Genomic DNA, 23873 nt, shown 5'->3' with positions numbered 1-23873 from the left:
AAAATTAACTTTTCTAAACGATAAGACAAACCTTTTAGATAACTTTGATGGTGCTTATTAAAGATTTATTAATTCAACGCTTTCCTTGGACAGCAACTCCACAGCAAAATTCTGTTTTTGAATTGCTCGCTCAATTTTTGAGTTCGTTTCATACGCAAGATTGTTTTGTCTTAAAGGGATATGCCGGTACAGGTAAGACCACTATCATCTCTTCTTTAGTCAAAACATTGCCTTATATAAAGAAAAAGGCTGTTCTGCTTGCTCCTACAGGTCGCGCCGCAAAAGTAATGAGTTTCTATTCAGGTAGACCTGCCCTAACTATCCATAAAAAAATATATCGTAAGAAAAATGCGGTTTCTTTTCAGCTTGATTTTGCATTAGCTGAAAATTTACATGAAGATACGTTGTTTATCATCGATGAGTCTTCGATGATCTCGAATGAAAGTGTCAATATGTTTTCAAAAAGTTTACTCGACGACCTCGTTCGATACGTACGCAGCGGTAAGCATTGTTCAATTATGTTTGTGGGCGATACGGCTCAACTACCACCAGTAGGACTATGGGAAAGTCCTGCACTAAACCCGGCTTATCTGGAAAATGAATTCTATTTTCATCCCTATACTTTCGAGTTGACCGACGTCGTGCGGCAACAAAAGGATTCGGGCATTTTATTTAATGCGACGAAAATTAGGCAAGAAATAAACTTGGAGGAATTGGAGGGGACTTATCCTTTTCCTAAATTCATAACCAATGGATTCAAAGATATTTACCGTATGACAGGAGAACGTTTGATTGAGGGTATTAATTATGCTTATGATAAGTTTGGGATTGAAAATACAATGATTATTTGTCGCTCCAACAAGTCTGCTAATCTATATAATCAACATATTCGCAATCAAATTTTATTCCGTGATGAGGAGATCACAGGTGGTGATCATATTATGGTGGTTCGCAACAATTATTTTTGGTTACAAGATAACGGGATTGAAAATGGATTTATTGCGAATGGTGATATGGCTAAAATAAGGAAAGTAAGTAATGTTCATGAGCAGCATGGTTTTCGGTTTGCGGATATCACGCTTGAGTTTATGGATACTCAAAATCAAGAGCCCATCACTTGTCGTGTTATATTGGATAGTCTATATACCGATAGTCCTAACCTTCCTTATGAAGATCAAAAAAAACTATATGAGGCGGTAGCGTTAGATTATGAAGATATATTTCTAAAACAAGATCGTCTGGAAGCGATCAAAAAGGATCCGTATTATAATGCATTGCAAATTAAATTTGCCTTTGCTATTACCTGTCATAAAGCACAAGGTGGTCAATGGCCAGCTGTTTTTGTAGATCAAGGATACTTGACCGATGAAATGTTGACGACAGAATTTTTAAGATGGCTGTATACTGGTATAACACGAGCCACTGATGAGTTATTTTTAGTAAATTTTAATGAAAAATTCTTTTCTTAATGCTCATTAACTAAAATTTTACAAGACTTACTTCTTTCTTAGGTGATTACTTAATACTTTTGGCTTTATTATACATATAAAACTAAAGAATGAATAAAATTTACTTATTCCTAAGCCTGTTGCTGCTATCTTTTTATGCAACAGCACAAGAACCAACCCCTCCTCCTAAAGCAAATTATCAATTGGCGGCTAAATTTTCGCCTGAGAAGCTGAAGAAAATGATTTTCTCGACAACAATTAAGCCCAATTGGATTAATTTTACAGATCGATTTTGGTATGATTTCACTACCCCGCAAGGTAAAAATTGGTATTTAGTAGATCCTGCATCCAATAAAAAGGAAACACTTTTTGATCGTGAAAAGCTTGCTGCTCAAATTACCAAGATCGTGAAAAATCCTTTTGATGCTCAGCATCTTACTCTTCAAAATCTTAAATTTACAAAAGATGAAAAGAAAATCAGATTTGAAGTTGCAAGTACTAAGGATACGGTAAAGTCTAAAGAAGAGATTGAAAAACTGAAAGTAAAAACCGATACGTTGAAAAAGAAGATTTTCTTCTTGGAATATGATCTGGCTACTCAAAAAGTTACAGAATTAAGCGATAAAACAAAAGAAAAACAAGCCTTATCTTGGGCTACCTTCTCTCCTGACACCAATACGATTTATTTTGCAAAGGATTTTAATCTGTTCTGGATGGATCGCGCGAATTATGAAAAGGCTGTTAAAAATGAAAAAGACAGTACGATTGTAGAGCATCAAATCACGAAGGATGGGGTTCAGTATTACGCCTGGGCTGGTGATGAATACAGCACCACAACAGGTGATGATAAAAAGGAAGAAGATGTTGTTAAACGTAAACGTGTATGGATGAACTGGTCTCCTGATGGAAAATACTTCGTGATTACGCGTAAAGATAATAGAAGCTTGAATCCCTTGTGGGTTATCAATAATGTAGGCAGTAAACGTCCAACATTAGAAACTTATAAATATCAGATGCCCGGTGAAACGGATTCTACAGAGACGCAGTTATTTGTTTTTAACGCTTCTGATAAATCATATAAACAAATAAAAATTGGAGCTTTTAAGAACCAGACTTTAAGTAACTGGTCAAAAAATGTTGACAAAAATAGCTACAAAGGTGATTACTTTATCAACTATTGGTTAGGAACAAATGATGCTTTTTATCTTGCTCGATCTAGTCGTGATTTGAAGCGTATCGACTTGGTTAAAGTAAATATAGATGGTTCAACTCAAGTATTAGTAGAGGAACGCTCCAACGTCTATCAAGATATCAAAAAACCGTTATTGATTAATAATGGCACGGAGTTTATCCACTGGTCACAACGTGATGGATGGGGACATTTTTATTTATATGATCATCAAGGCAACCTGAAACAACAAGTGACAAGTGGTTCTTTCAATTGTGAAGAGATTACCGGATCTGATATGGCGACAAGGACCTTGTATTTTACTGCAAATGGAAAAGAGCAAAATGAAGATCCCTATTATTTGCATCACTACAGCGTGGGATTCAACGGAGCAAATCTAAAATTATTAAACCCTGGTAACTTTGATCACCAAGTTGATGTTAGTGAAAGCTCTCGTTATTTTGTAAATAATTTTTCTAGAGTAAATAGCATTCCTGAAATTGCTCTATATCATACCAATGGAAAAAAATTAATGACGTTAGAGAAGGCTGATCTTTCTTTATTATTTGCTGCGGGATATAAATTTCCACAACCGTTTAAAGTAAAAGCTGGGGATGGTATTACAGACTTATATGGCGTAATGTATAAGCCATTTGATTTTGACAGCACCAAAACATATCCTATTGTGGAATACATCTACCCAGGGCCTCAAACAGAGGCTGTCAATCAATCTTTCGGCAGAAGTATGGATAGAATTGACCGATTAGCCCAGTTTGGTATGGTTGTCATCACTGTGGGTAACCGTGGTGGACATCCTGCAAGATCAAAATGGTACCATACATTTGGTTATGGCAACTTGAGGGATTATGGATTAGAAGATAAAAAGGCTGCTGCTGAACAATTAGCGGATCGTTATAAATTTATTGACATCAACCGTGTAGGAATTACTGGGCATTCAGGTGGTGGATTTATGTCCACAGCTGCAATGCTGGTCTATCCTGATTTTTTTAAAGTAGCTGTTTCTGGTGCTGGAAACCATGAAAACAACATCTATAACAGATGGTGGAGTGAAAGACATCATGGTGTTACAGAGAAAATTAGTGCTAAGGGGGATACTACTTTTACTTACCAGATCGATAAAAATACAGATTTAGCAAAAAATCTGAAAGGCAAACTTTTAATTGCAACGGGTGATATTGACAATAATGTACACCCTGCCAATTCAATTCGGATGGTGAATGCTTTGATCAAAGCAAATAAGCGATTTGACTTTTTACTTTTACCGGGGCAACGCCATGGATTTGGTGATATGACGGAATATTTCTTCTGGAAAATGGGTGATTATTTTTCTGAATACCTGATTGGCGACTCCAAAATTAAAGAAGTCAATATGACGGAAATAAATAGAGAAATACCATTGAGTAGATAATCAATGATTACAAAACAAAAACTAGAAATTTTTTCCGCTATCTATACGCAGTATCAGGTAGCGGATTTTTCTTTGAATATATTACAAGGACTTTCTTTGATAGACCTATTGGAGCTATCAACATACCAGAAAGATAGGCAACTTGCTTTTCGAAGTGCATGGGTATTTGAAACTATTGTATTGAAAGACAAAAAGCTATTGAACAAAAGCATCTCCAGCTTGCTTATCCACAACTTAAGCACGTTGAACAATTGGAGTTGCGCGAGGAGCTATAGTAAAGTTGTCATGCACCTAACTTCTCCCAAAGCAACATACATTCGATTGACTGAGGTAGAATATGAAATTATAACTAATGTGTCTTTCAGCTGGTTAATTGACCCTTCCTGCCCTATCGCTGTACTTGCAAATTGCATGGATATTTTAGATCAATTGAGCGTTAAATATCCTTGGATAAGAGAGGAGTTGGATACACAAGTAGAGTATTTACTTCGGGTAAATCCTACTCCAGCTATTAAAAGCCGGAGTTTAAAGATTTTAAAAAAGAGTAAGAAGTAGTATTTATATCTCCATTCACAATAATCATTCATATCAGATTCTGATAACATGATCAACAACTATTGCTTGACCATGTGACCCTAAATGACAAGGATGTATTTTAAAAAAGCGTATTTCCCTTATGGGCATATGTTCTACCGAGGTGTCTAAAAGCCGCTTCTGTACATTCTCGACCTCTTGATGTACGCATGAGATAACCTTCTTGAATCAAGAAAGGTTCATACACTTCTTCAATCGTTCCTTCGTCTTCACCAACTGCAGTAGCAATTGTTTTTAAACCAACAGGTCCGCCTTTAAATTTATCGATAATGGTAGTTAAGATGCGATTATCCATTTCATCTAAACCATTTTCATCAACATTTAATGCATTTAATGCATATTTGGCAATTTCCCTTTCAATAGAACCTGTCCCTTTGATCTGTGCAAAATCTCGAGTTCTTCTTAAAAGGGCATTGGCAATACGTGGTGTTCCTCTGCTCCTACGTGCTATTTCATAGGCTCCTTCATCGCTGATCGGTGTTTTAAGAATATCAGCAGATCTCAATACAATGGTGGTCAATAATTTAACATCATAATATTGTAGGCGTGCATTGATCCCAAATCGGGCTCTTAAAGGGGAAGTTAATAGTCCGGAACGTGTAGTGGCTCCAATTAATGTAAATGGATTTAACGATATTTGTACTGAACGCGCATTGGGTCCAGTTTCTAGCATGATATCGATCTTAAAGTCTTCCATAGCTGAATACAAATACTCTTCCACTATTGGACTTAATCGATGGATCTCATCAATAAATAGTACATCGCCTTCTTCTAGGTTGGTCAATAGGCCAGCCAGATCACCAGGTTTGTCCAATACAGGACCTGATGTAATCTTGATGCCTACCCCCATCTCATTGGCGATGATATTAGAGAGTGTCGTTTTACCAAGACCTGGAGGGCCATGAAGTAAAACATGATCCAAGGACTCTCCTCTTAATTTTGCAGCCTTAACAAAAATATTAAGATTCTCCAAAATCTTCTCCTGTCCAGTGAAATCCTCAAATACTTGCGGCCGTAATACACGTTCAATATCCCGATCCGTGTTATTTAAATTCTCCGCATTCGGATCTAAGTGTTCATTCATTTACGCTTCCCTTTCTTCGATTTAATTATATTTTCGCGTCCAGCTTGATATTTTCAATTGAATAACGCCAAAAAAAGCTTCTTTAAAAATACTTGTACTCATTTTTGATGTTCCTTCTGTACGATCTGTAAAGATAATTGGAACTTCTACAACCTTGAATCCATATTGTATTGCTGTAAATTTCATTTCAATCTGAAATGCATAACCTACAAATTTGATTTTATCTAGTGGTATACGTTCCAGTACTTTTCTCCTAAAACATACAAAGCCTGCCGTAGCATCTTGAATATTGATACCTGTGATGAACCGCACATATACGGATGCAAAATAAGACATCAATACCCTATTCATCGGCCAATTGACCACATTTACTCCTTTAATATAACGTGATCCAATGCTCATGTCTGCACCATCGAGGCAGCTCTGTCTTAAACGGATGAGGTCTTCGGGATTATGACTAAAATCTGCATCCATTTCAAAGATAAATTCATAATGGCGTTCAAGAGCCCATCTAAACCCGTGGATATAAGCCGTACCCAATCCCAATTTTCCAATGCGTTCTTCAATAAACAATCGTCCTCCAAACTCTGCCTGCAAAGATCGCACTATCTGCGCAGTTCCATCTGGAGAACCGTCATCAACGATTAAAATATGAAAAGGTACTGTGAGTGAAAATACTTTACGAATTATTTTTTCAATATTTTCCTTTTCGTTGTATGTAGGTATGATAACTAAACTATCGGCCACTTTAAAAACATTTTGTATGGGGTAAAGTTACTAATTTTATTGGGATTCTGATTGGACTTTAATGGCAATAATGGGGCTAGATTAAAAATAAAAAAGTCCACTATTTTGCAATAGCGGACTTTTATTAACCAATTATAAACTTAAATTATGAGATCACAAATATAAGATAAAAGGTTTTATCAACCAAAGAATTTGCGTTTTTATGCCTGTTCATAACATAAAAATTACAAAGTCCCGAATTAGCGATCTACCTCGCCCAATACAATATCCATAGATCCCAATATGGCGATGAGGTCTGCTATTAACGTTCCTTTACCTAGCTCAGGTAATACAGAAAGGTTATTGAAACTGGGTCCACGTGCTTTCACTCTTTTGGGGATATCAGACTTCTCTTGAGTGACAAAGTAAAACCCTAATTCTCCTTTCGGATTTTCCGCTCTTACGTAATAATCTTGCGCTTTTAAATTTACTTTTTTGGGTACTAATGCCCTAGGGTCAAACGTATCCGTACGCGGAAAGTCTTTTATCAATCTTTCTAAGCATTGTTCAATAATCTTTACAGATTCTTTCACTTCATCAACACGTATCTTATATCGGTCCCAACAATCACCAACTGTCCCCATCTCTCCTTTTCCAACCGGAATATCAAAATCAATCTCTGGATATGCAGAGTATGCATCGATTCTCCTGAGATCCCATTTTATTCCTGATGCTCGTAACATGGGCCCTGAGACACCATAATTAATAGCCACATCGGCTGGCAATATGCCAATGTTGGCTGTTCGGGAAATAAAGATTTGATTTTCGGTCAACAATTGATCAAGTTCCACCAATTTTGGTTTAAAATAGGTGATAAATTCGGCACAGCGCTGCTCAAAGCCTACAGGTAGATCGTAAAACAAGCCTCCGACCCAGATATAATTGTACAACATACGTGAACCGGAAACCCATTCCAGCATATTCATGATATGTTCACGATCTCTAAAACACCACATAAATGGTGTAAATGCACCAATATCGATACCGTAAGTACCTATTCCGATTAAATGCGAGGCGATGCGGTTGAGTTCACAAACCAATACACGTATATATTCTACTCTTTTAGGAATTTTATCAGCTATGCCCAACATTCTTTCTACTCCCATTACAAATGCGTGGCTATTATTCATCGATGATAAATAGTCCAATCGATCTGTAAACGGAATACTCTTTCCATAGTTCATGGATTCGGCATGTTTATCGAAGCAACGATGTAAATAACCTAAATGCGGAATAACCTCTTTTACGATTTCGCCATCTGTTATCAATTGCAATCGAAGCACACCGTGCGTCGAAGGATGTTGAGGTCCCATATTGATGATCATTTCCTGAGATCCAATACTTGCTAGATGTTGTTCGTATTTTTCTAAAGCAGCAGTATACTTCGTATTCGACATATATGTTGTTATCGAGTTCTTAATTATTTAATTGTGATTCCATGATAACTTTCAGGATCTTGATAATCTTTTCTTAGGGGGTAGCCTTGCCAATCATCAGGAAGTAAAATACGTCTGAGATCAGGATGATTTGTGAAAAATATTCCCATCAAATCAAATGCTTCGCGTTCGTGCCAATCTGCTGTTTTCCAGACCGCTGATACAGATGGCAATTCTGGTAGATGTGCTTCATCTCGATCATTTGCGATTAGAACCTTCAGCACCAAGGTATGTAGATAAGGAATAGATGTTAAGTGATAGGTGATTAAAAATCCATCTTCATGGAGATCAACTGCCGAGATATTATTTAGAAAATCAAAATATAATCCTTTTTCATCACGTAAATAAAAGCAGATATCTTCTAAAAGATCAACCTGAATAAATAGTGCTGGCTGTAGACCCATTTCCTCTATTTTTTCAATGGCGTGTTCGCCAAATCTAGAAATGATTAAAGTTGAAATTTCTTGTGTATTCATGTGACTAAGGTGCTAAACGAATTATTTTCCATGAATCTGATACTTTTTGGAAAGCAATTCTATCGTGTAACCGGCTTGAACGCCCTTGCCAAAATTCGATATATAGCGGTTTAATTAAATAACCGCCCCAAAACTCTGGACGAGGTACCACTTCTTGGTTTTCGAATTGTTTTTCAAGATCCGCGACTCTTCCTTCTAAAAAAGAACGATTGGGAATCGTTTCACTCTGCGGTGATGCTAGTGCACCAATGCGGCTTCCTTTTGGTCTAGATTGAAAATATTCGTCTGAATCTTCTGCTGGAAGCTTTTCTATTAATCCTTCAATACGAACTTGACGCTGGAGTTCTGGCCAGAAGAATAAGGCAGCCACATGTGGGTTGCTATCTATTTCTAACCCTTTGCGGCTATTAAAATTTGTAAAAAAACTAAATCCGTTATTTTTCAGATCTTTTAATAATACGATACGTGATGAGGGTAATGAAAACTCACCTACTGTGGATAAAACCATTGCGTTGGCTTCAAGCACCTCACTATGAATAGCTTCGTTAAACCATTTTTCAAATTGCACTAAAGGATTGTTGCTAACGTCGCTTTCACATAGATTACCTAATGCATAATCTTGTCGGATAGCGGCAATATCTTTGTGTTCGATTGCCATGACTTTAAATTTATGTATGTCACAAACATACTAAATTCACTTATTTTTATCGACTAATCTAGTATAAATTAATTCGCAAAATGACTTTGGCATTAATTTTATTGTATTATAAGTCTAATTCATAAAGAAAATGTTTAACGAACTTGATCCAAAAACAGGCTGTTTATTAATATCCGAACCCTTTATGCTCGACCCCAACTTTGAGAGATCGGTCATTTTATTGTGCAATCATGATGCTGAAGGAACGCTAGGTTTTATCCTTAATAAAAAAGTGGTAGGCTGTGTAGGTGACTTGGTTAAAGAAATGGCAACATGTTCATTTCCACTTCATATTGGTGGACCTGTGGCGCAAAATGAATTATTTTTCATCCATTCTCGATTTGATTTGCTATTAAGTGGCGATGAAATTCGTGAAAATATCTATTTTGGAGGCGATCCTGAATTGCTGTTTTCTTTGGTAAATCAGGGAAAAATAAAAGAGGATGAAGTCAAATTTTTCTTAGGCTATTCTGGTTGGCAACTAGCACAGTTAGAGTCCGAAATCAAAGTAAACAGTTGGGCTGTTCAAAATAAATTTCCGACAGCTTTGGTGTTTGAAAAGGATACGGAACTTCTTTGGAAACAAGCTGTTATCGGATTGGGAGCTAAGTATGCTCATGTGGCTAATTTCCCACAATCACCAAGCTTAAATTAAAATGTTATTTTGTCTGTTTTTTTATGAATAATATATAATATTCACTATTTTTTAGTATATTTGTGTCATTAAGCAGAGTCCTTACGTTTTAAAACATATCCATTTTTCTTAATTCGAGATATGGCTTTCACCTTGAATTTATTTAATGCGATGATTTTTGTTTAATTAAACTACTAAAAATTGAGTAGTTTAATATGGTTTAATATTAATTTTAAATAAATAAATGAGTAGTTCAGAAAGTTTTAGCAAAAAAGAAAAAGAGAAAAAGAAGTTAAAAAAGAAACAAGATAAGGAACAAAAGAAAGAAGAAAGAAAGAACAATACCGATAAAGGTAAAAGTCTAGAAGAAATGTTTGTTTATGTCGATGAATATGGAAATATAACTTCAACACCTCCTGATCCAACGAAAAAAACAAAAATTAATGTAGAAGATATTGCGATATCAACTGCTAAATATGAAGCAAATCCAGAAGATTTAATTAAATCTGGTATAGTGAATTTTTACAATACAGATAAAGGTTTTGGTTTCATTCGTGATCTCAAAACACAGGATAAAATATTTTTCCACGTTAATGGTCTGATTGACGCTGTTAAAGAGAATGATAAAGTTACTTTTGAAACAGAAAAAGGATTGAAAGGTATGAATGCTGTTAATGTTAAATTGCAAAAATAACATTCATCTTTATATAGCACAAAAAAGGGATTTAAGTAATTAAATCCCTTTTTTGTTTGTTATTATTTTAACAACTTTACTTCATATAAATCCTTCCTTCTATCCTTCATAATTTTGACTGTACCATATTCATGAAGGTCACGAAGTGCATATAGATCCACATCAGCAATCAATACCATCTCTGTATTTGGAGTTGCTTCTGCCTTGATTGCATTATTTGGAAAGGCAAAATCAGATGGTGTAAAGACAGCTGATTGTGAATATTGAATATCCATATTATTGACTCGAGGTAGATTACCTACAGATCCAGCAATCGCAACATAACATTCATTTTCAATAGCACGAGCCTGAGCGCAAGATCTTACTCGAATATAACCATTTTGTGTGTCAGTCATAAATGGGACAAATAAGATCTGCATGCCTTGATCTGCGAGGATGCGGCTGAGTTCAGGAAATTCGACATCATAACAAATCAATAAACCTACTTTTCCACAATCGGTATCAAATACTTTCACTTCATTACCTCCTGTCATTCCGTAGTACTTACTTTCATTTGGAGTTATGTGTATCTTTTTAAAAGAATCCAGTTTACCGTTCCGGTGACAGAGATAAGAGATGTTATACAACTTTTTATTTTCCATAATAGGCATCGATCCAGCGATGATATTGACATTATAGGAAACTGCAAATTGTTGGATTTTATCAATAATTTCTGAAGTCTTCTCCGCTAATTTTTCCATCGCCAAGCGTTCTGGTAATTCATTATAAGGACTCATCAAAGGCGAATTGAAAAATTCGGGAAACATAATAAAATCTGTTCCATAATCACTTACCGTATCCACAAAGAATTCGATTTGATCATAAAAAGCTTCAATATTGTCAAACAAACGCATTTGCCATTGTACCAAGCCTAAACGGATTGTTTGTTTGGTAGTCGATATCGATCGTGATTCCGACTCGTAATAAATATTATTCCATTCCAATAGAGTGGCAAATTCCATAGATTCTGAATCTTCTGGAAGGTAATGTTTTAATATTTTCTTAACATGAAAGTCATTGGATAATTGAAAGGTTAAAGTTGGATCGAAAATTTCTTTACGTTTCACTTTTTCAATATACGTCCTTGGACTCATCTTATCCGAATAGTTGTGATAATTGGGAATCCTTCCGCCTGCTATAATAGATTTTAAGTTCATTTGTTCACACAGCTCTTTGCGCGAATCGTATAAACGTCTACCCAATCTCAATGCACGATGATCCGGATGCACAAAGACTTCTATCCCATACAGTGTATCACCATCACTGGTATGCTTGGAGAATTTTCCGTCGTCAATAATTTCGTAATAGCTATCGTATATATTACTTTTCTTCGAATTTAAAATGATAGAGAGTGCACAGGCGACAACATGACCGTCTATTTCCACACATAACTGCCCTTCTGGAAATAAATCGATGAGATCGACAATATTTTCTCTTGTCCAGACATCTCCCACCCCTTGGTAAGCTTCGGTCATTGACCTTCTCAAATCAACATAATCTTTCTTCGTCAAGTTCCTGACTTGAATATCCATACAATATAATTTTAGTGACTTAAATTTAAACAAAATTCAAGCCTAAAAGCTCAGTTATTTGGTTTTAAAAGAAAAAGAGCTATAGCCGCAGGCTATAGCTCTTTTAAAAAGCTGATTTATTGCATTTTGCAATGCGAAAAATTACGCTTGACCTGTTGTTCCACCAAAAGGGAACGCAACAGTTGGATCACCACCGATTACTTCTGCATCAGTAGTTTGGTTTCCAGCGGCAGCAATAGCGTCAAAGCGGATAACGTTATCTTGTAATGCACCTAACAAACGTTTAGCATGTTCTGGTGTCAAAACGATTCTAGATTTCACTTTAGCTTTCGGCACACCTGGCATTACACGTACGAAGTCAATCACAAATTCTGTGTTTGAATGTGTAATGATCGCTAGATTTGAGTAGATTCCTTCTGCTACTTCTTCTGTCAACTCGATACTCAATTCGTTTTGATTTTGATTATTTTCCATAAAATTTATTATAAGTATTTGAAATATATGTTTTTCTATTAATTACTAAAAGTTCTAAAGTCCTGTCCTGCTTCAATATTCAATAATGTCTCATAAATCAATCGGATCACATTGTCCACATCTTCTTTATGCACCATTTCTACAGTAGTATGCATATAGCGTAAAGGTAAGGAAATCAAAGCAGATGGCACACCTCCGTTACTGTATGCAAATGCGTCGGTGTCCGTACCCGTAGATCGTGACGAAGCTTGACGTTGAAAAGGAATTTCATTTTTTTCTGCAACCTGAACCAACAATTTGTTTAGATTAATCTGTACGGCTGGTGCATATGATAATACAGGTCCTCCTCCAGATGACAGATCACCTTGCGTGATTTTGTTGATCATCGGGGTTTGCGTATCGTGTGTCACATCTGTGACGATTGCAACATTGGGTTTGATACGTTGTGCGATCATTTCAGCGCCACGTAGACCGATTTCTTCTTGTACAGAGTTCACTATATACAAGCCAAATGGCAATTTTTTATTATTTTCTTTGAGTAAACGCGCTACCTCTGCAATCATAAAACCACCAGCACGGTTGTCCATCGCCCGACCTACGTAGTAACGGTTATTCAGAATACTGAATTCATCTTCATAAGTTACTACGCAACCGACATGAATACCCAATGCTTCTACTTCTTCCTTGGAAATACAACCGCAATCTAGGAAGATATTTTTTAAAGTAGGTGCTTCTTCTTTCTCGCCTGAACGTGTGTGAATTGCAGGCCAACCGAATACTGCTTTTACAATCCCCTTATCGGTATGAATATTTACTTTCTTGGATGGAGCGATTTGATGATCAGATCCTCCATTGCGAATAACATAAATTAATCCATCTTTTGTGATGTAATTAATAAACCAGGAGATCTCATCAGCATGTGCTTCTATAACTACTTTATAATCAGCTTGAGGATTGATCACCCCTACAGCAGTACCATAATTATCAGTAAATGTTTCATCGACATATGGCTTCAAATAATCTAACCACAAGCGCTGTCCCTCCCATTCAAATCCAGTTGGTGATGGATTATTAATATATTTTTCAAAAAAAGAAATCGAGTCCTTTGTTACTATTGAAATATGTTTATTTTCTTTCTTCTTCTTGTCTGCCATGCTCCAAATTTTATTTCCGACGTCAAATTATGAAAAATTATAGTAACCACAAAAGTAAAAATTGAATTTATTTCATCTGCGCCCATAATGGGCACTTTTGTTGCTTTTTTAGCTTTATTCCTAGTAAATGATGATATGAAAATGATTTTAAACATTATATTTACGCTTGTAAAAAATTAACAGACAATATGGAGAATTTATTCAGCGTCATACATTGGAATTTAGATCCTGAAATATTTAAAATCGGCACTTTTGGTCTTCGTTACTATGCATTATGTTGGTTAGCGGCGTTTGCAGTATCGTATATGATCATGCTTAAAATATTTAGAGATGAAAATAAGAGTCAAGAATTATTGGATCAATTGAGTATTTATATCTTTCTAGGCACTTTAATTGGCGCAAGATTAGGTCATTGTCTATTTTATGAATTCGATTATTATAAAGACCATTTGTGGGAGATGGTACTGCCCTTTAAATTTGTAAACGGTCAATTTCAGATGACTGGATTTGCAGGATTGGCTAGCCATGGTGGTGCAATTGGTATATTGACTGCATTATATTTATTCTGTAGAAAAACGAAAACAAATTTTCTGTGGTTAGCAGATCGTTTGGTGGTTGTCGTACCTATTGCAGGAGCATTTATTCGTTTGGGTAACTTTTTCAATTCTGAGATTATTGGTACACCAACGGATAAACCATGGGCGGTTGTTTTTGATCATGTAGATCAAGTGCCCCGTCACCCAGGACAACTTTATGAAGCTATTGCTTACATCATCATCTTTTTTATTATTGCTTACCTATTTAAGAGCAAAAAAATGCAGAAGCCAGGTGCTTTAATGGGACTCTTCTTTGTATTACTTTTCTCCGCCCGCCTTTATCTAGAAACTTTTAAAATAGATCAAGAGGAATTTGAACAAGGTATGGCACTAAATATGGGACAGCTTTTAAGTATTCCTTTTATACTAGGAGGCCTCTATTTTATGTTTAGAAAGCCAAAAGAGGTGAAACGCTAAGCAGGAGATTTCTAAAATTTAATAACATAAAAGAGGCTGTATCAAAAGTCAATTTTACTAGATTGACAACAAATAAAATTTCGACGCTTTGTTAGATTAAGCGAAAAAGGATCAAAACTCATCAGAAATTTGATCCTTTTTTCATGATTTCTGTAATTAAAAGCTATCTCAACAAAGAGAGAATTATAGACAATAATCTGTTAAAACTTGTGTATTTGTTTAAGACTATAATCTTTGTATATTTTTAGAAAGGATACAAAGTGGATCTTAATATGTAAAAAAACAGGGTGTTGCTAGTAAGCTAACAACACCCTTCTATTTTAAGTAATTTATTACTATATATCTAAAACCAATTAAAATATATATCTAACCCCTAACTGCATTTGCCAAGTTGTACTTAATGTACTTACGTTTTGGAAAGGATTAGTTGGCAATTCCCCATTGATCGCATTCATATTGAATTCTGGAATTCCATTTGCTGGTGTTGAAGCAGCATTTAATACTGGTTTTCCGCTACTTACTCCTGGGATCATTTTGTTTCCATACAATAATTGCGAATTGTTTAGACGACTTTGAACGCCAGCATTTTTACTTAATAGGTTTCCAAAATTGATCACATCTAAACTTAGCTGCAAAGTATTTCTACGACCACCAATATTTGTGAAGACATCCTGCAAGACTTTTACATCGAAGCGGTTTAACCATGGCATTAAAAAACCATTTCTCGGTAAATATTTGCCACTATATTTATCTAATCCATTTTCTTTTACAAATGAAGCCAAAGCATCTCTTTGTTGTTTTTCAGTGAATACTACTTTCCCATTTGCGTCTACACGATCGACAAAAGTTAACGTATTCAAATCTTTTGGTAGATAAATTAAATCATTATTTATACCATCTCTATTGATATCTGTATTATAAGTGTAAGAGAAACGGCCTTGCGACGCTCCATTATAATAAACACCAATAGTTGTTGCTAACGTATTTGCATATTCAATTCGGTAACTCACATTTGCCATCAAACGATGAGGAATTGCGAATGCGGAAGGGTGCAAGATTTGATCGTTGGGACCATTCACTGTTGCCGAGCCTCCCCAAGCTGAACTTGCGCTAGATCCAGCATTTGCAGAAACTTCTTTTGCATTCGAGTACGTGTAGAAAACGCTTCCATTAAAACCTTTATAATTAGGAACAGTTACTCCAAGTGTAGCGCTTGTTGCAAAGCCTTTTACATTTGTGTTTGTCAAAACCGTTGCACTATTGGCTCCAACCTTACTATTATATGCACTAGCATTTACGCCAGTTGGATAAAATGCTCTGTTATCTCCGTAATCACCAGTTTCTGTTGAAGAACCATAATTCAAGAATGTATTTGGGGTTCTTCTGTTAGCTCCTAATTGAAAAATTGCGTTAACATCTTTCGTATACATAAAATCTCCTGTTAACACTAATGGTGTGTTCGGGATTTTATAATCAGCACCAATACTAGTACGCCATACCATTGGCATCTTGAAGTCTCTATCTACAAGAGCAAACGAAGAAGGTGCGCCATCATTTGGTGTTTTAATAAATACATTTTCAGCACCTTTTGGTACATTATTTAAGTGGTAATATGGATCAGTGTTGAAGTTTACATTATTGATCCAACCAGCTACTGCACTATATCCTCCTGGTTCAATTGTATTTTGGAGCACTCCAGCATTCGTTGGCATATTGGTCAACCAAACAAAAGGAACACGTCCAGAGAAGAAACCTGTTCCTCCACGTAATACTAAAGAACGATCATGGAATACATCATAATTGAATCCAATTCTTGGAGAAATTAAAAGATTTGATTTCGGCCAAAGTCCCGAATCATAATTTTTAGGATTACCATTAATATCTAGCAATCTTAATGCATCAATTGACGGATTTGCTGTCAGCTTATTCATATAGATGGGCAATTCAGCTCTAACACCGTATGTTAAAGTGAAATTATTCGCTACAGCCCATTTATCTTGCGCATACAGTGATGCTAAACCAAAATTAATTCTCGAGTAAGTATCCTGTCCTTCGTATGGATAGGTTAAGCCAAACATTATCGGTGCAACCTCATTAGGAGTTCCTGTTTTTAAGAAATCATCAACTGAGGCGTATCGATAATATGAAGTCCCCATACGTGTGTAGCTATTTCCAAAATTTTGAATTTCAAAAGCTCCACCAAAGGTAAATGTATGCTTATCTGCTTGAAGCGTTAAATTATTTGTAATGGAGTAGTTATTGTTTATGACATCATTATTGTATGAAAATAATTCTGTACCAAAACTCATATAATTATTACCAGTTGCAGAACCATCAAAAATGTCTACAAATGGAAAAAGTTGTTTGCTTGGAGTACTTCTGGTATCTTGAATACGGGTATAAGTAGCTAAAAATTGATTGGATAGTCGAGAACTAAAATTACTGTTTAATTCTGCTGTAATCGAACGAACTACATTTTTAAAGGCGTAATTTCCGTTTTCAAATGTGATCGAATTTTCACTAACGCGAGCAGTTTGACTTCTTGGTTGAGGTCCAGAACTTGCATTAGCCACTTGCATCGAATTACCAACCACTTGATTATAGCGAACCGCTAATTTATGCTTATCATTGATATTCCAATCCAATCGTACTAAAAACTTAGTACTTTCTTCTTTGGCTTCATCAGCGTATCCTTCATAGCGACCAGGATCATACCCCCATTGATTGATCAAGTGGTTACGTACATTTTCTAAATCAGATCTTTTTGTTCTTGCGATATTATTATCTGGATCCGAAACACCATTTTCTGATGCTTTCCAAAGGTTTGCGCCTGAAGCATTTGCTCCTGTTGCCTCTTCTCGTTCTGCATTAACAAATAAATATAATTTATCTTTTACAATTGGCCCTCCTAAGCGAAATCCAAAATTCTTTTTAGCAGCATCTATCTTCTCTAAAGTGACATCTTTGATTTTTCGTCCTTGAAGATTTTGATTCTGAAGAAAATAATAAGCAGATCCTTCAATTTTATTAGTACCAGATTTTGTTACAGCATTGATTCCGGCTCCAGTAAAGCCTGACTGCGTAATATCAAATGGAGCTATATTAACTGAAATTTGTTCAATCGCGTCTAATGAGATCGGTTGAGAATTACCACCAGGTAACGGACTTCCACTTATTCCAAATCCATTATTAAAATTAGCACCATCGATTTGAAGATTATTATATCGAGCATCACGACCTGCAAATGAATTTCCATTTGCTTGAGGCGTTAATTTTGTAAAATCTGTTATACTTCTATTGATTTGAGGCAATTCAAGAATTTGCTTTTGACCAATGCTTGTCGAAGTACCAGTTTTATCTGAACTTGTTTTTCTTCCTGTGATGACAACTTCATCTAGGTTCGTTGAAGATGTGCCAAATATTGGGTTAAGAACGAAAGCTTCACCTAATTGTAAGTAAATGTTTTCATACGTAACTGGCTGTTGCCCGATAAAAGTAACAACGATCTTGTATGGGCCTCCAACACGCATATTGGCTAAATTAAAGCGTCCAGCTGCATTTGCTGCACTCGAATAAACCGTACCTGAAGGAACGTGAGTGGCTTTAATCGTTGCTCCAGATGTCACTTGACCTGAGGATTCTTTTACAATCCCAGTCACACTACTCGTGGTTACTTGAGCATGAATGGTACCATAACTTGCTAATACAAGCGCAAAAAAGAGTAAGGGTCTTTTCATAAAGAAAATTTTTGTTAATAGTTATGCCGCAAAAGTAAAAAGAGAATTTAACATTGAAAGCACTTAACAAAAACTTAATATACTCTTAACAAGAGTGTTGACATGTTTGATTTTTTATGGAAACAATGAATTATTGCGAAACTCTAAAATTTAACAAAATTTAACATATCGTTTTACAAAAATTCTATTTAACCATTCGAAGTATTGTTAAAATCGTAAATCAATCGATTGTGGTATCTTGTAATTTAGATTGAAAATAAATTTTAAAATTACCCTCTTGTGTAATATTTGACATAGCTCAAAACAAAAAATAGGAGTTATTGTTTAGGTGCCTTTGCGATTATGTTTAAAAAGCCAATTGTAGATCTCGTCTTTATGGAACAAATTTTCTACACTACCATGTGTACCTCCCGGTATAATGGTTAAGGTAACATCAGCGTCAGGATCCGCTTTCTTTATGGCATTGACGATTTTTTTTGACTCGGACATCGGTACGGCTCGATCACGATTACCATGTTGCACCCATAGGGGTACCTGACTTAGATTGTCGGCATATTTAACACTTCCTCCACCACATATGGCTACAGCTGCTGCGATACGATCAGGATACTTTCCTGCTACATCCATGGTTCCATAACCTCCCATACTCATGCCACAAACATAAACGCGATCTGCATCTGCATTATAATGCTCGATCACATAATCCACGATCTCCATGACTTTGTCAGGATCCCAGCCACCTCTAGATTGGGGAGCTATAATTATCCCCGGTACTTCTTGCCCTTTATCCATTGCATACAATACGCCATACCTTTTGACACGGTCCAAGTTGGTTCCTGAAAGGCTTCTTCCGTGTAAAAATATAAGAATAGGCTGTTTTGTAGTAGCCTCTCCTTCGGGCAGATTGAGTAAAAATGGATAAGCGGTCTCTCCTTTTATAGCTTTCAATTGAGCTTGACAATCCTGGTTCAGGATGCTAAAAAATAAGATTAAAACAAGGTTAAAAACCAAAAATGGATATGGATTGCGATCTTTCGTTATATGCATAAGAAACAAAAATACATTTTATTCTGAATCAGCAAAATAGATATTAATATTAATTAACTTCTTTTTTATAGAAAATTCGAGGTAATTTTAAGTTTTTACGAGTAAAACATGTCGCTAAAAATTTTACATACAGCCGATTGGCATTTAGGTAAACGGTTGGATTATTTCTCCAGGTTTGATGAACAAAAAGCAGTACTGGAAGAAATTATTGCAATCGCAGATCAGGAGCAAATAGACGTTATTCTTGTTGCTGGAGATCTATTTGATGCCTTTAACCCTCCCGTCGAAGCCATTGAACTGCTTTATAAAACACTTAAACGCCTGACCAATAATGGCACTAGGCCAGTTATTGCTATTGCAGGCAACCATGACTCTCCCGATCGTATAGATGCTCCAGATAGTTTGGCGAGAGACTGCGGTATTCTATTTGCCGGTAAGCCCAATATGCGATTTGCCCCTTATCAGATTGAAAATGGTTTTGAGATTAGTAAAGGTGATGTCGGTTTTCTTGAAATTAAATTGCCTCATCTAGATTTTCCGCTCCGAATTATTGTAACAGCTTTTGCCAATGAACATCGGTTAAAAGAATATTTAGGAGAAGATGAACAGTTGGGACTTAATGAAGTACTCACTCAAAAATGGCAATCTTTGGCCGACCAATACTGCGATTCCAACGGTGCCAATATCTTAGTATCACATTTATACATGAACAAAAAAGGTGGTCCTGTCCTAGAAGAACCCGAAGGAGAGAAACCCCTAAGGATCGGTTTTGCTGATACCGTTTTCACAGACTGTATTCCTTCACAAATACAATATACGGCACTTGGCCATCTGCATCGCTATCAGGAAATCGGTGGACATCAAGCGCCAGTTGTCTATTCTAGCAGCCCTCTATGTTATTCCTTTTCAGAAGCTGGACAAGATAAACATGTTGTTATTGTCACTTTAGAGCCTCAAAAAGAGGTTAGGTATAAAACGGTTACCTTAAAAGCAAGTAAGCAACTAATTCGTAAAAAATTTGACACAGTATCTGATGCTATCGACTGGTTAGAAGCTCATCAGGATTGTTTAGTTGAACTAACACTTGTCTCCGAAATATCGTTGACACAAGCAGAGAGAAAGCGCATTGAAGATAGTCATCCTAGTATAATCTACCTCATTCCCGAAGTACATAGTCGCCGTGATGGACAACAAGAAGTCCTCGTATCCAGAAGAAGTAAGAGCATTAACGAAAATTTCGCCGATTATTACCGTCACAGAAATAATGATCAGTCACCATCGGAAGAATTGTTAGCACTATTTAATGAAGTATTAGGAACTCAAAACGAAAAGGAGAATTAGTCATATGTTGCCACTATATCTATCGATAGAAGGACTCTACTCCTATCAGACAAAACAGGAAATCGATTTTACATCCTTGACTTCCGCCGGTCTCTTCGGTATTTTTGGAAAAGTCGGATCGGGAAAATCATCCATCCTAGAAGCCATTACTTTTGCGCTATTTGCTAATACAAATCGGCTAAACAGTAATAATAGAGCCTATAATATGATGAATTTGAATGCTAACCTGCTTAGAATCGAATTTCACTTTATCGGCAAGGAAAATAAAAAATATGCATTTGAAGCATCTTGGAGAAGAAATGGTAAACAGTTTGATAAAGTCACAACTCCTATACGAAAAGCTTATGTATTTGATGGTGAAGAAAAGATACCACTAGAGAGTACGGATGCTGAAACAATCCTGGGCATCTCCTACAAAAACTTTAATCGTACTGTTATTGTTCCGCAGGGACAGTTTAAGGAATTTCTTGAGCTTAAGGGTGCCGAACGATCCAATATGATGAAAGAACTTTTTAACTTGGATCATTATGATCTTTTTTATAAAGTTGCTGCTCTCAATAAAGAAACAGACTTGAAAGTCCAACATATTGCAGGGGCGGTTCAGGCACTGGAAGACTATACCGAAGAAAGCATTTCGGACTTACTTACACAGTTGGAAAAAGAAGAATTGGATCTCCTTGATGTGACCAAAAAACACCAACTGTTGGAGCAACATCATCAAAAGTTACTAGAGGCTCAACAGCTTCATCTTGAAATTGCAAAAAAGAAAGCGGTTTTTGCGCAACTAAGTACAGAGCAGGTCCATATTGAAACGCTTAAAACTCAGATTCAACTTTTTCAGAAAGTGGAGCGAATTTTCAAAAATGTACTGGATAGCGTTGCTAGGGAACTTAGCGAAGAATCAAAATTGCAAGAAGATGTAAACAGTGCACAGTTACAATTAAATACTGTGCAGGGCGCATTGATCCATGCAAATAATCAATACAAACTGGTGGAAGGCGACTTCAATCTGCTTGATCATAAAAAATTAGAAGTCGAGGATCTTAAAAATATTGTTCAAGTTCTACAATTGCAGGGTGATATTAGCAAAGATAATGATCGATTAGCTAAGGGCAAGCTTGTTCTTCATGATGTGGAACAAGAAATCCAGAAAAAACAAGTTTTCATTCAGGAAAAACAGCAGGATATAATAAAATTAAAGGAAAAACGTATTTCAGGTAGCCTACTCGTAGCAATTCATGCTTGGTATACCAAGCATGAATTGTTCATTAAAAGCCAAAGTGAGCTTCAGGTAGAGTTGCTGACTAGGAAAAAAGAACTGCAAGCTATTCTATTGCAATTTGAACAGGAAGATCTAGATCCATCCAATTGGAATGAAAAATTGAATGATCAAGAAATAACGGCAAACCAACGGTTGGAGATGATACAGTCCGATGAAAATAAGGCTCAGGTCCAACAACAATTAGCGAGTTATTCTCATGCATTAACAGCAGGTAAAGCCTGTCCACTATGCGGATCTGAACACCACCCTCATATCATGCAAACTGAAGACCTGTCTTCATTATTGAATTCATTACAATCTGAAAAATCAAATGTGATTGCTGAATTAGTTCAAATTCAAAAACAAAAACAGCGGTTTATTCAACTCGCTGCGCAGTTGTCAAATCTGCAGAAAGATGTGGATTTAAATACCGCCAAGTTGGACACTATAGCTATCGATTTGAGTGACCACCTTAAACAATTTACCTGGACCACATTTCAGCCAAATGACCGTCAGGCATTTGACCAATGGCAGCTGGAAGCGGTCACGATAGAACAAAATTGTACAGCAGCAGAAAGCAACTTAAGCTTGTTACAAGATGAATTGAATGAATTAAAAGCTAAAAAGGAAAAGTATAATCAGGTGCTGACTAACATTGCGGTATCTAAATCGGCAATTGAGGGTCGGGCTGCGAGTCATCAGCAATTGATTAAGCGGCTGAACCTATCCGATTTTCAGATTATGCCCATTTGCGATATTGAAAATACAATTGCACAATCAGTTCAGTCGATAATCGCTACAGAGCAAGAATTCAAGAACTTATCTGATGAAATTAATCGATTAAATATTGCGATAGCAACGCAATCTACACATACTACGAGTCTGCAGCTACAATTAGACACGACACGTTTAAAAATTGAATCTTATCAGAAATCGATAGCTGAATTATTACAGGTACATGGTTTTGAATCTACGGAGTCGATACAGCAAATACTGCAACAGCAGTATGATCTGGAACATGAAGAATCCCGAATTAAACAGTTTGAAGAACAATTTGCTATTGTAAAAACAGCAATACGACAACTAGAGGAAAGAATAAAGCAAGAAGCAGTTGATATATCGCAACTAGATACCGTAAGTCAAGAACTACAGCTTACCAAAGATGTCAAGGACAAATTGATCGGTCAGTTACAATCATTAAAGGATCAACTTATCATCTCGAAAAAGAAATATGCAGAAAAAATACAGTTACAAAGTGAACTGGATAATCACATACTGCGAAGTAAGAATCTAAATATACTATCTAATCTATTTAAAGGAAATGGATTTGTAGATTATATCTCGACGCAATATTTAGAAGATTTATGTCAGATTGCCAATCAACGTTTCGAACGTTTGACAAGAGGTCATCTCAAATTAATGATCAATGCAGATAATGATTTTGAAGTGATAGATCACCTTAATGGAGGTAAATCACGATCAGTGAGAACGTTATCAGGAGGTCAATTTTTCCAAGCATCTTTATGTTTAGCACTTGCGTTAGCTGAAAGCACACGCAGTCTTAATAGAAATGAAAAGAATTTCTTTTTTATTGATGAGGGTTTTGGTACGCAGGATACCGATTCTGTTAACCTCATTTTTGAGACGCTAAATGCCCTTCATAAAGAAAATAGAATTGTAGGAATCATTTCCCATGTGGATGAACTACAGGAGCGTATTCCAGCGTCTATAAAAATTGTCAAAGATGAGGAGAAAGGAAGTTTAATTATCCATGATTTTTAAAAGCTGTATCGACTTGGATTATACTATGGTAAGCAAAACAAATGCGT

General features: G+C 36.1%; 18 protein-coding genes. 8 read left to right on the top strand and 10 right to left on the bottom strand.

Annotated features, from left to right (window positions below; translation table 11 throughout):
* Window positions 1-50 precede the first annotated feature (50 nt).
* From C8N37_RS14470 to C8N37_RS14460, 3 genes are all read left to right on the top strand, one after another.
* Window positions 51-1469: an ATP-dependent DNA helicase gene (locus C8N37_RS14470; RefSeq protein WP_108159901.1), complete on the top strand. Its 1419-nt coding sequence runs from the start codon at window positions 51-53 to the stop codon at window positions 1467-1469.
* Between the two features lie 89 nt (window positions 1470-1558).
* Window positions 1559-4045: a S9 family peptidase gene (locus C8N37_RS14465; RefSeq protein ID WP_108159558.1), complete on the top strand. Its 2487-nt coding sequence runs from the start codon at window positions 1559-1561 to the stop codon at window positions 4043-4045.
* 3 nt (window positions 4046-4048) lie between these two features.
* Window positions 4049-4600 carry a hypothetical protein gene (locus C8N37_RS14460; protein WP_108159557.1) on the top strand — a complete coding sequence of 184 codons (552 nt, stop codon included), beginning with the start codon at window positions 4049-4051 and terminating at the stop codon, window positions 4598-4600.
* Window positions 4601-4700: 100 nt separating this feature from the next.
* Here the strand turns inward: C8N37_RS14460 and ruvB are convergent, their stop codons facing one another.
* From ruvB to pdxH, 5 genes are all read right to left on the bottom strand, one after another.
* On the bottom strand, window positions 4701-5723 hold the full coding sequence (gene ruvB, locus C8N37_RS14455; protein WP_108159556.1) for a Holliday junction branch migration DNA helicase RuvB: 1023 nt from the start codon (window positions 5721-5723) through the stop codon (window positions 4701-4703).
* A gap of 21 nt (window positions 5724-5744) precedes the next feature.
* Window positions 5745-6470: a polyprenol monophosphomannose synthase gene (locus C8N37_RS14450; protein WP_108159555.1), complete on the bottom strand. Its 726-nt coding sequence runs from the start codon at window positions 6468-6470 to the stop codon at window positions 5745-5747.
* 239 nt (window positions 6471-6709) lie between these two features.
* Window positions 6710-7906 carry an NADH-quinone oxidoreductase subunit D gene (locus tag C8N37_RS14445; protein ID WP_108159554.1) on the bottom strand — a complete coding sequence of 399 codons (1197 nt, stop codon included), beginning with the start codon at window positions 7904-7906 and terminating at the stop codon, window positions 6710-6712.
* A gap of 23 nt (window positions 7907-7929) precedes the next feature.
* Window positions 7930-8421 (bottom strand): NADH-quinone oxidoreductase subunit C, encoded by a 492-nt coding sequence (locus C8N37_RS14440; RefSeq protein WP_108159553.1) that lies wholly within the window; start codon window positions 8419-8421, stop codon window positions 7930-7932.
* A gap of 4 nt (window positions 8422-8425) precedes the next feature.
* Window positions 8426-9079 (bottom strand): pyridoxamine 5'-phosphate oxidase, encoded by a 654-nt coding sequence (pdxH, locus tag C8N37_RS14435; protein WP_108159552.1) that lies wholly within the window; start codon window positions 9077-9079, stop codon window positions 8426-8428.
* 130 nt (window positions 9080-9209) lie between these two features.
* Between pdxH and C8N37_RS14430 the strand changes: the two genes are divergently transcribed.
* Together C8N37_RS14430 and C8N37_RS14425 are read left to right on the top strand one after the other, a co-directional pair.
* Window positions 9210-9773, top strand: coding sequence for a YqgE/AlgH family protein (locus C8N37_RS14430; RefSeq protein WP_108159551.1), 564 nt, complete (start codon window positions 9210-9212; stop codon window positions 9771-9773).
* Window positions 9774-9996: 223 nt separating this feature from the next.
* Window positions 9997-10446: a cold-shock protein gene (locus tag C8N37_RS14425; RefSeq protein WP_021188224.1), complete on the top strand. Its 450-nt coding sequence runs from the start codon at window positions 9997-9999 to the stop codon at window positions 10444-10446.
* Window positions 10447-10508: 62 nt separating this feature from the next.
* Here the strand turns inward: C8N37_RS14425 and C8N37_RS14420 are convergent, their stop codons facing one another.
* The 3 genes from C8N37_RS14420 to C8N37_RS14410 form a co-directional block, all read right to left on the bottom strand.
* Window positions 10509-12017 (bottom strand): carbon-nitrogen hydrolase family protein, encoded by a 1509-nt coding sequence (locus C8N37_RS14420; protein WP_108159550.1) that lies wholly within the window; start codon window positions 12015-12017, stop codon window positions 10509-10511.
* A gap of 141 nt (window positions 12018-12158) precedes the next feature.
* A complete protein-coding gene (locus C8N37_RS14415) occupies window positions 12159-12491 on the bottom strand; it encodes a DUF3467 domain-containing protein (RefSeq protein ID WP_045752573.1) in 333 nt (110 codons plus the stop codon).
* 38 nt (window positions 12492-12529) lie between these two features.
* Window positions 12530-13645: a M42 family metallopeptidase gene (locus tag C8N37_RS14410; protein WP_108159549.1), complete on the bottom strand. Its 1116-nt coding sequence runs from the start codon at window positions 13643-13645 to the stop codon at window positions 12530-12532.
* A 188-nt stretch (window positions 13646-13833) separates the two neighbouring features.
* Between C8N37_RS14410 and lgt the strand changes: the two genes are divergently transcribed.
* Entirely contained in the window at window positions 13834-14658 is an 825-nt protein-coding gene (gene lgt / locus C8N37_RS14400; RefSeq protein ID WP_108159547.1) for a prolipoprotein diacylglyceryl transferase, read from the top strand.
* 353 nt (window positions 14659-15011) lie between these two features.
* Here the strand turns inward: lgt and C8N37_RS14395 are convergent, their stop codons facing one another.
* Together C8N37_RS14395 and C8N37_RS14390 are read right to left on the bottom strand one after the other, a co-directional pair.
* On the bottom strand, window positions 15012-18395 hold the full coding sequence (locus C8N37_RS14395) for a TonB-dependent receptor (RefSeq protein WP_108159546.1): 3384 nt from the start codon (window positions 18393-18395) through the stop codon (window positions 15012-15014).
* A gap of 324 nt (window positions 18396-18719) precedes the next feature.
* The gene (locus tag C8N37_RS14390) at window positions 18720-19442 is read right to left on the bottom strand and encodes a carboxylesterase family protein (RefSeq protein WP_108159545.1); all 723 of its coding nucleotides are present in this window, start codon (window positions 19440-19442) and stop codon (window positions 18720-18722) included.
* 108 nt (window positions 19443-19550) lie between these two features.
* On the opposite strand from C8N37_RS14390, the gene C8N37_RS14385 reads away from it, so the two are divergent.
* Together C8N37_RS14385 and C8N37_RS14380 are read left to right on the top strand one after the other, a co-directional pair.
* Entirely contained in the window at window positions 19551-20783 is a 1233-nt protein-coding gene (locus C8N37_RS14385) for a metallophosphoesterase family protein (protein WP_108159544.1), read from the top strand.
* A gap of 4 nt (window positions 20784-20787) precedes the next feature.
* Window positions 20788-23826 (top strand): AAA family ATPase, encoded by a 3039-nt coding sequence (locus C8N37_RS14380; RefSeq protein ID WP_108159543.1) that lies wholly within the window; start codon window positions 20788-20790, stop codon window positions 23824-23826.
* Window positions 23827-23873: the final 47 nt, after the last annotated feature.

This window comes from Sphingobacterium faecium (genome assembly GCF_003054045.1).
Taxonomy (GTDB): domain Bacteria; phylum Bacteroidota; class Bacteroidia; order Sphingobacteriales; family Sphingobacteriaceae; genus Sphingobacterium; species Sphingobacterium faecium.
The sequence above is the reverse complement of the archived record's forward strand: the minus strand, read 5'-3'. Positions and strand labels throughout refer to the sequence as shown.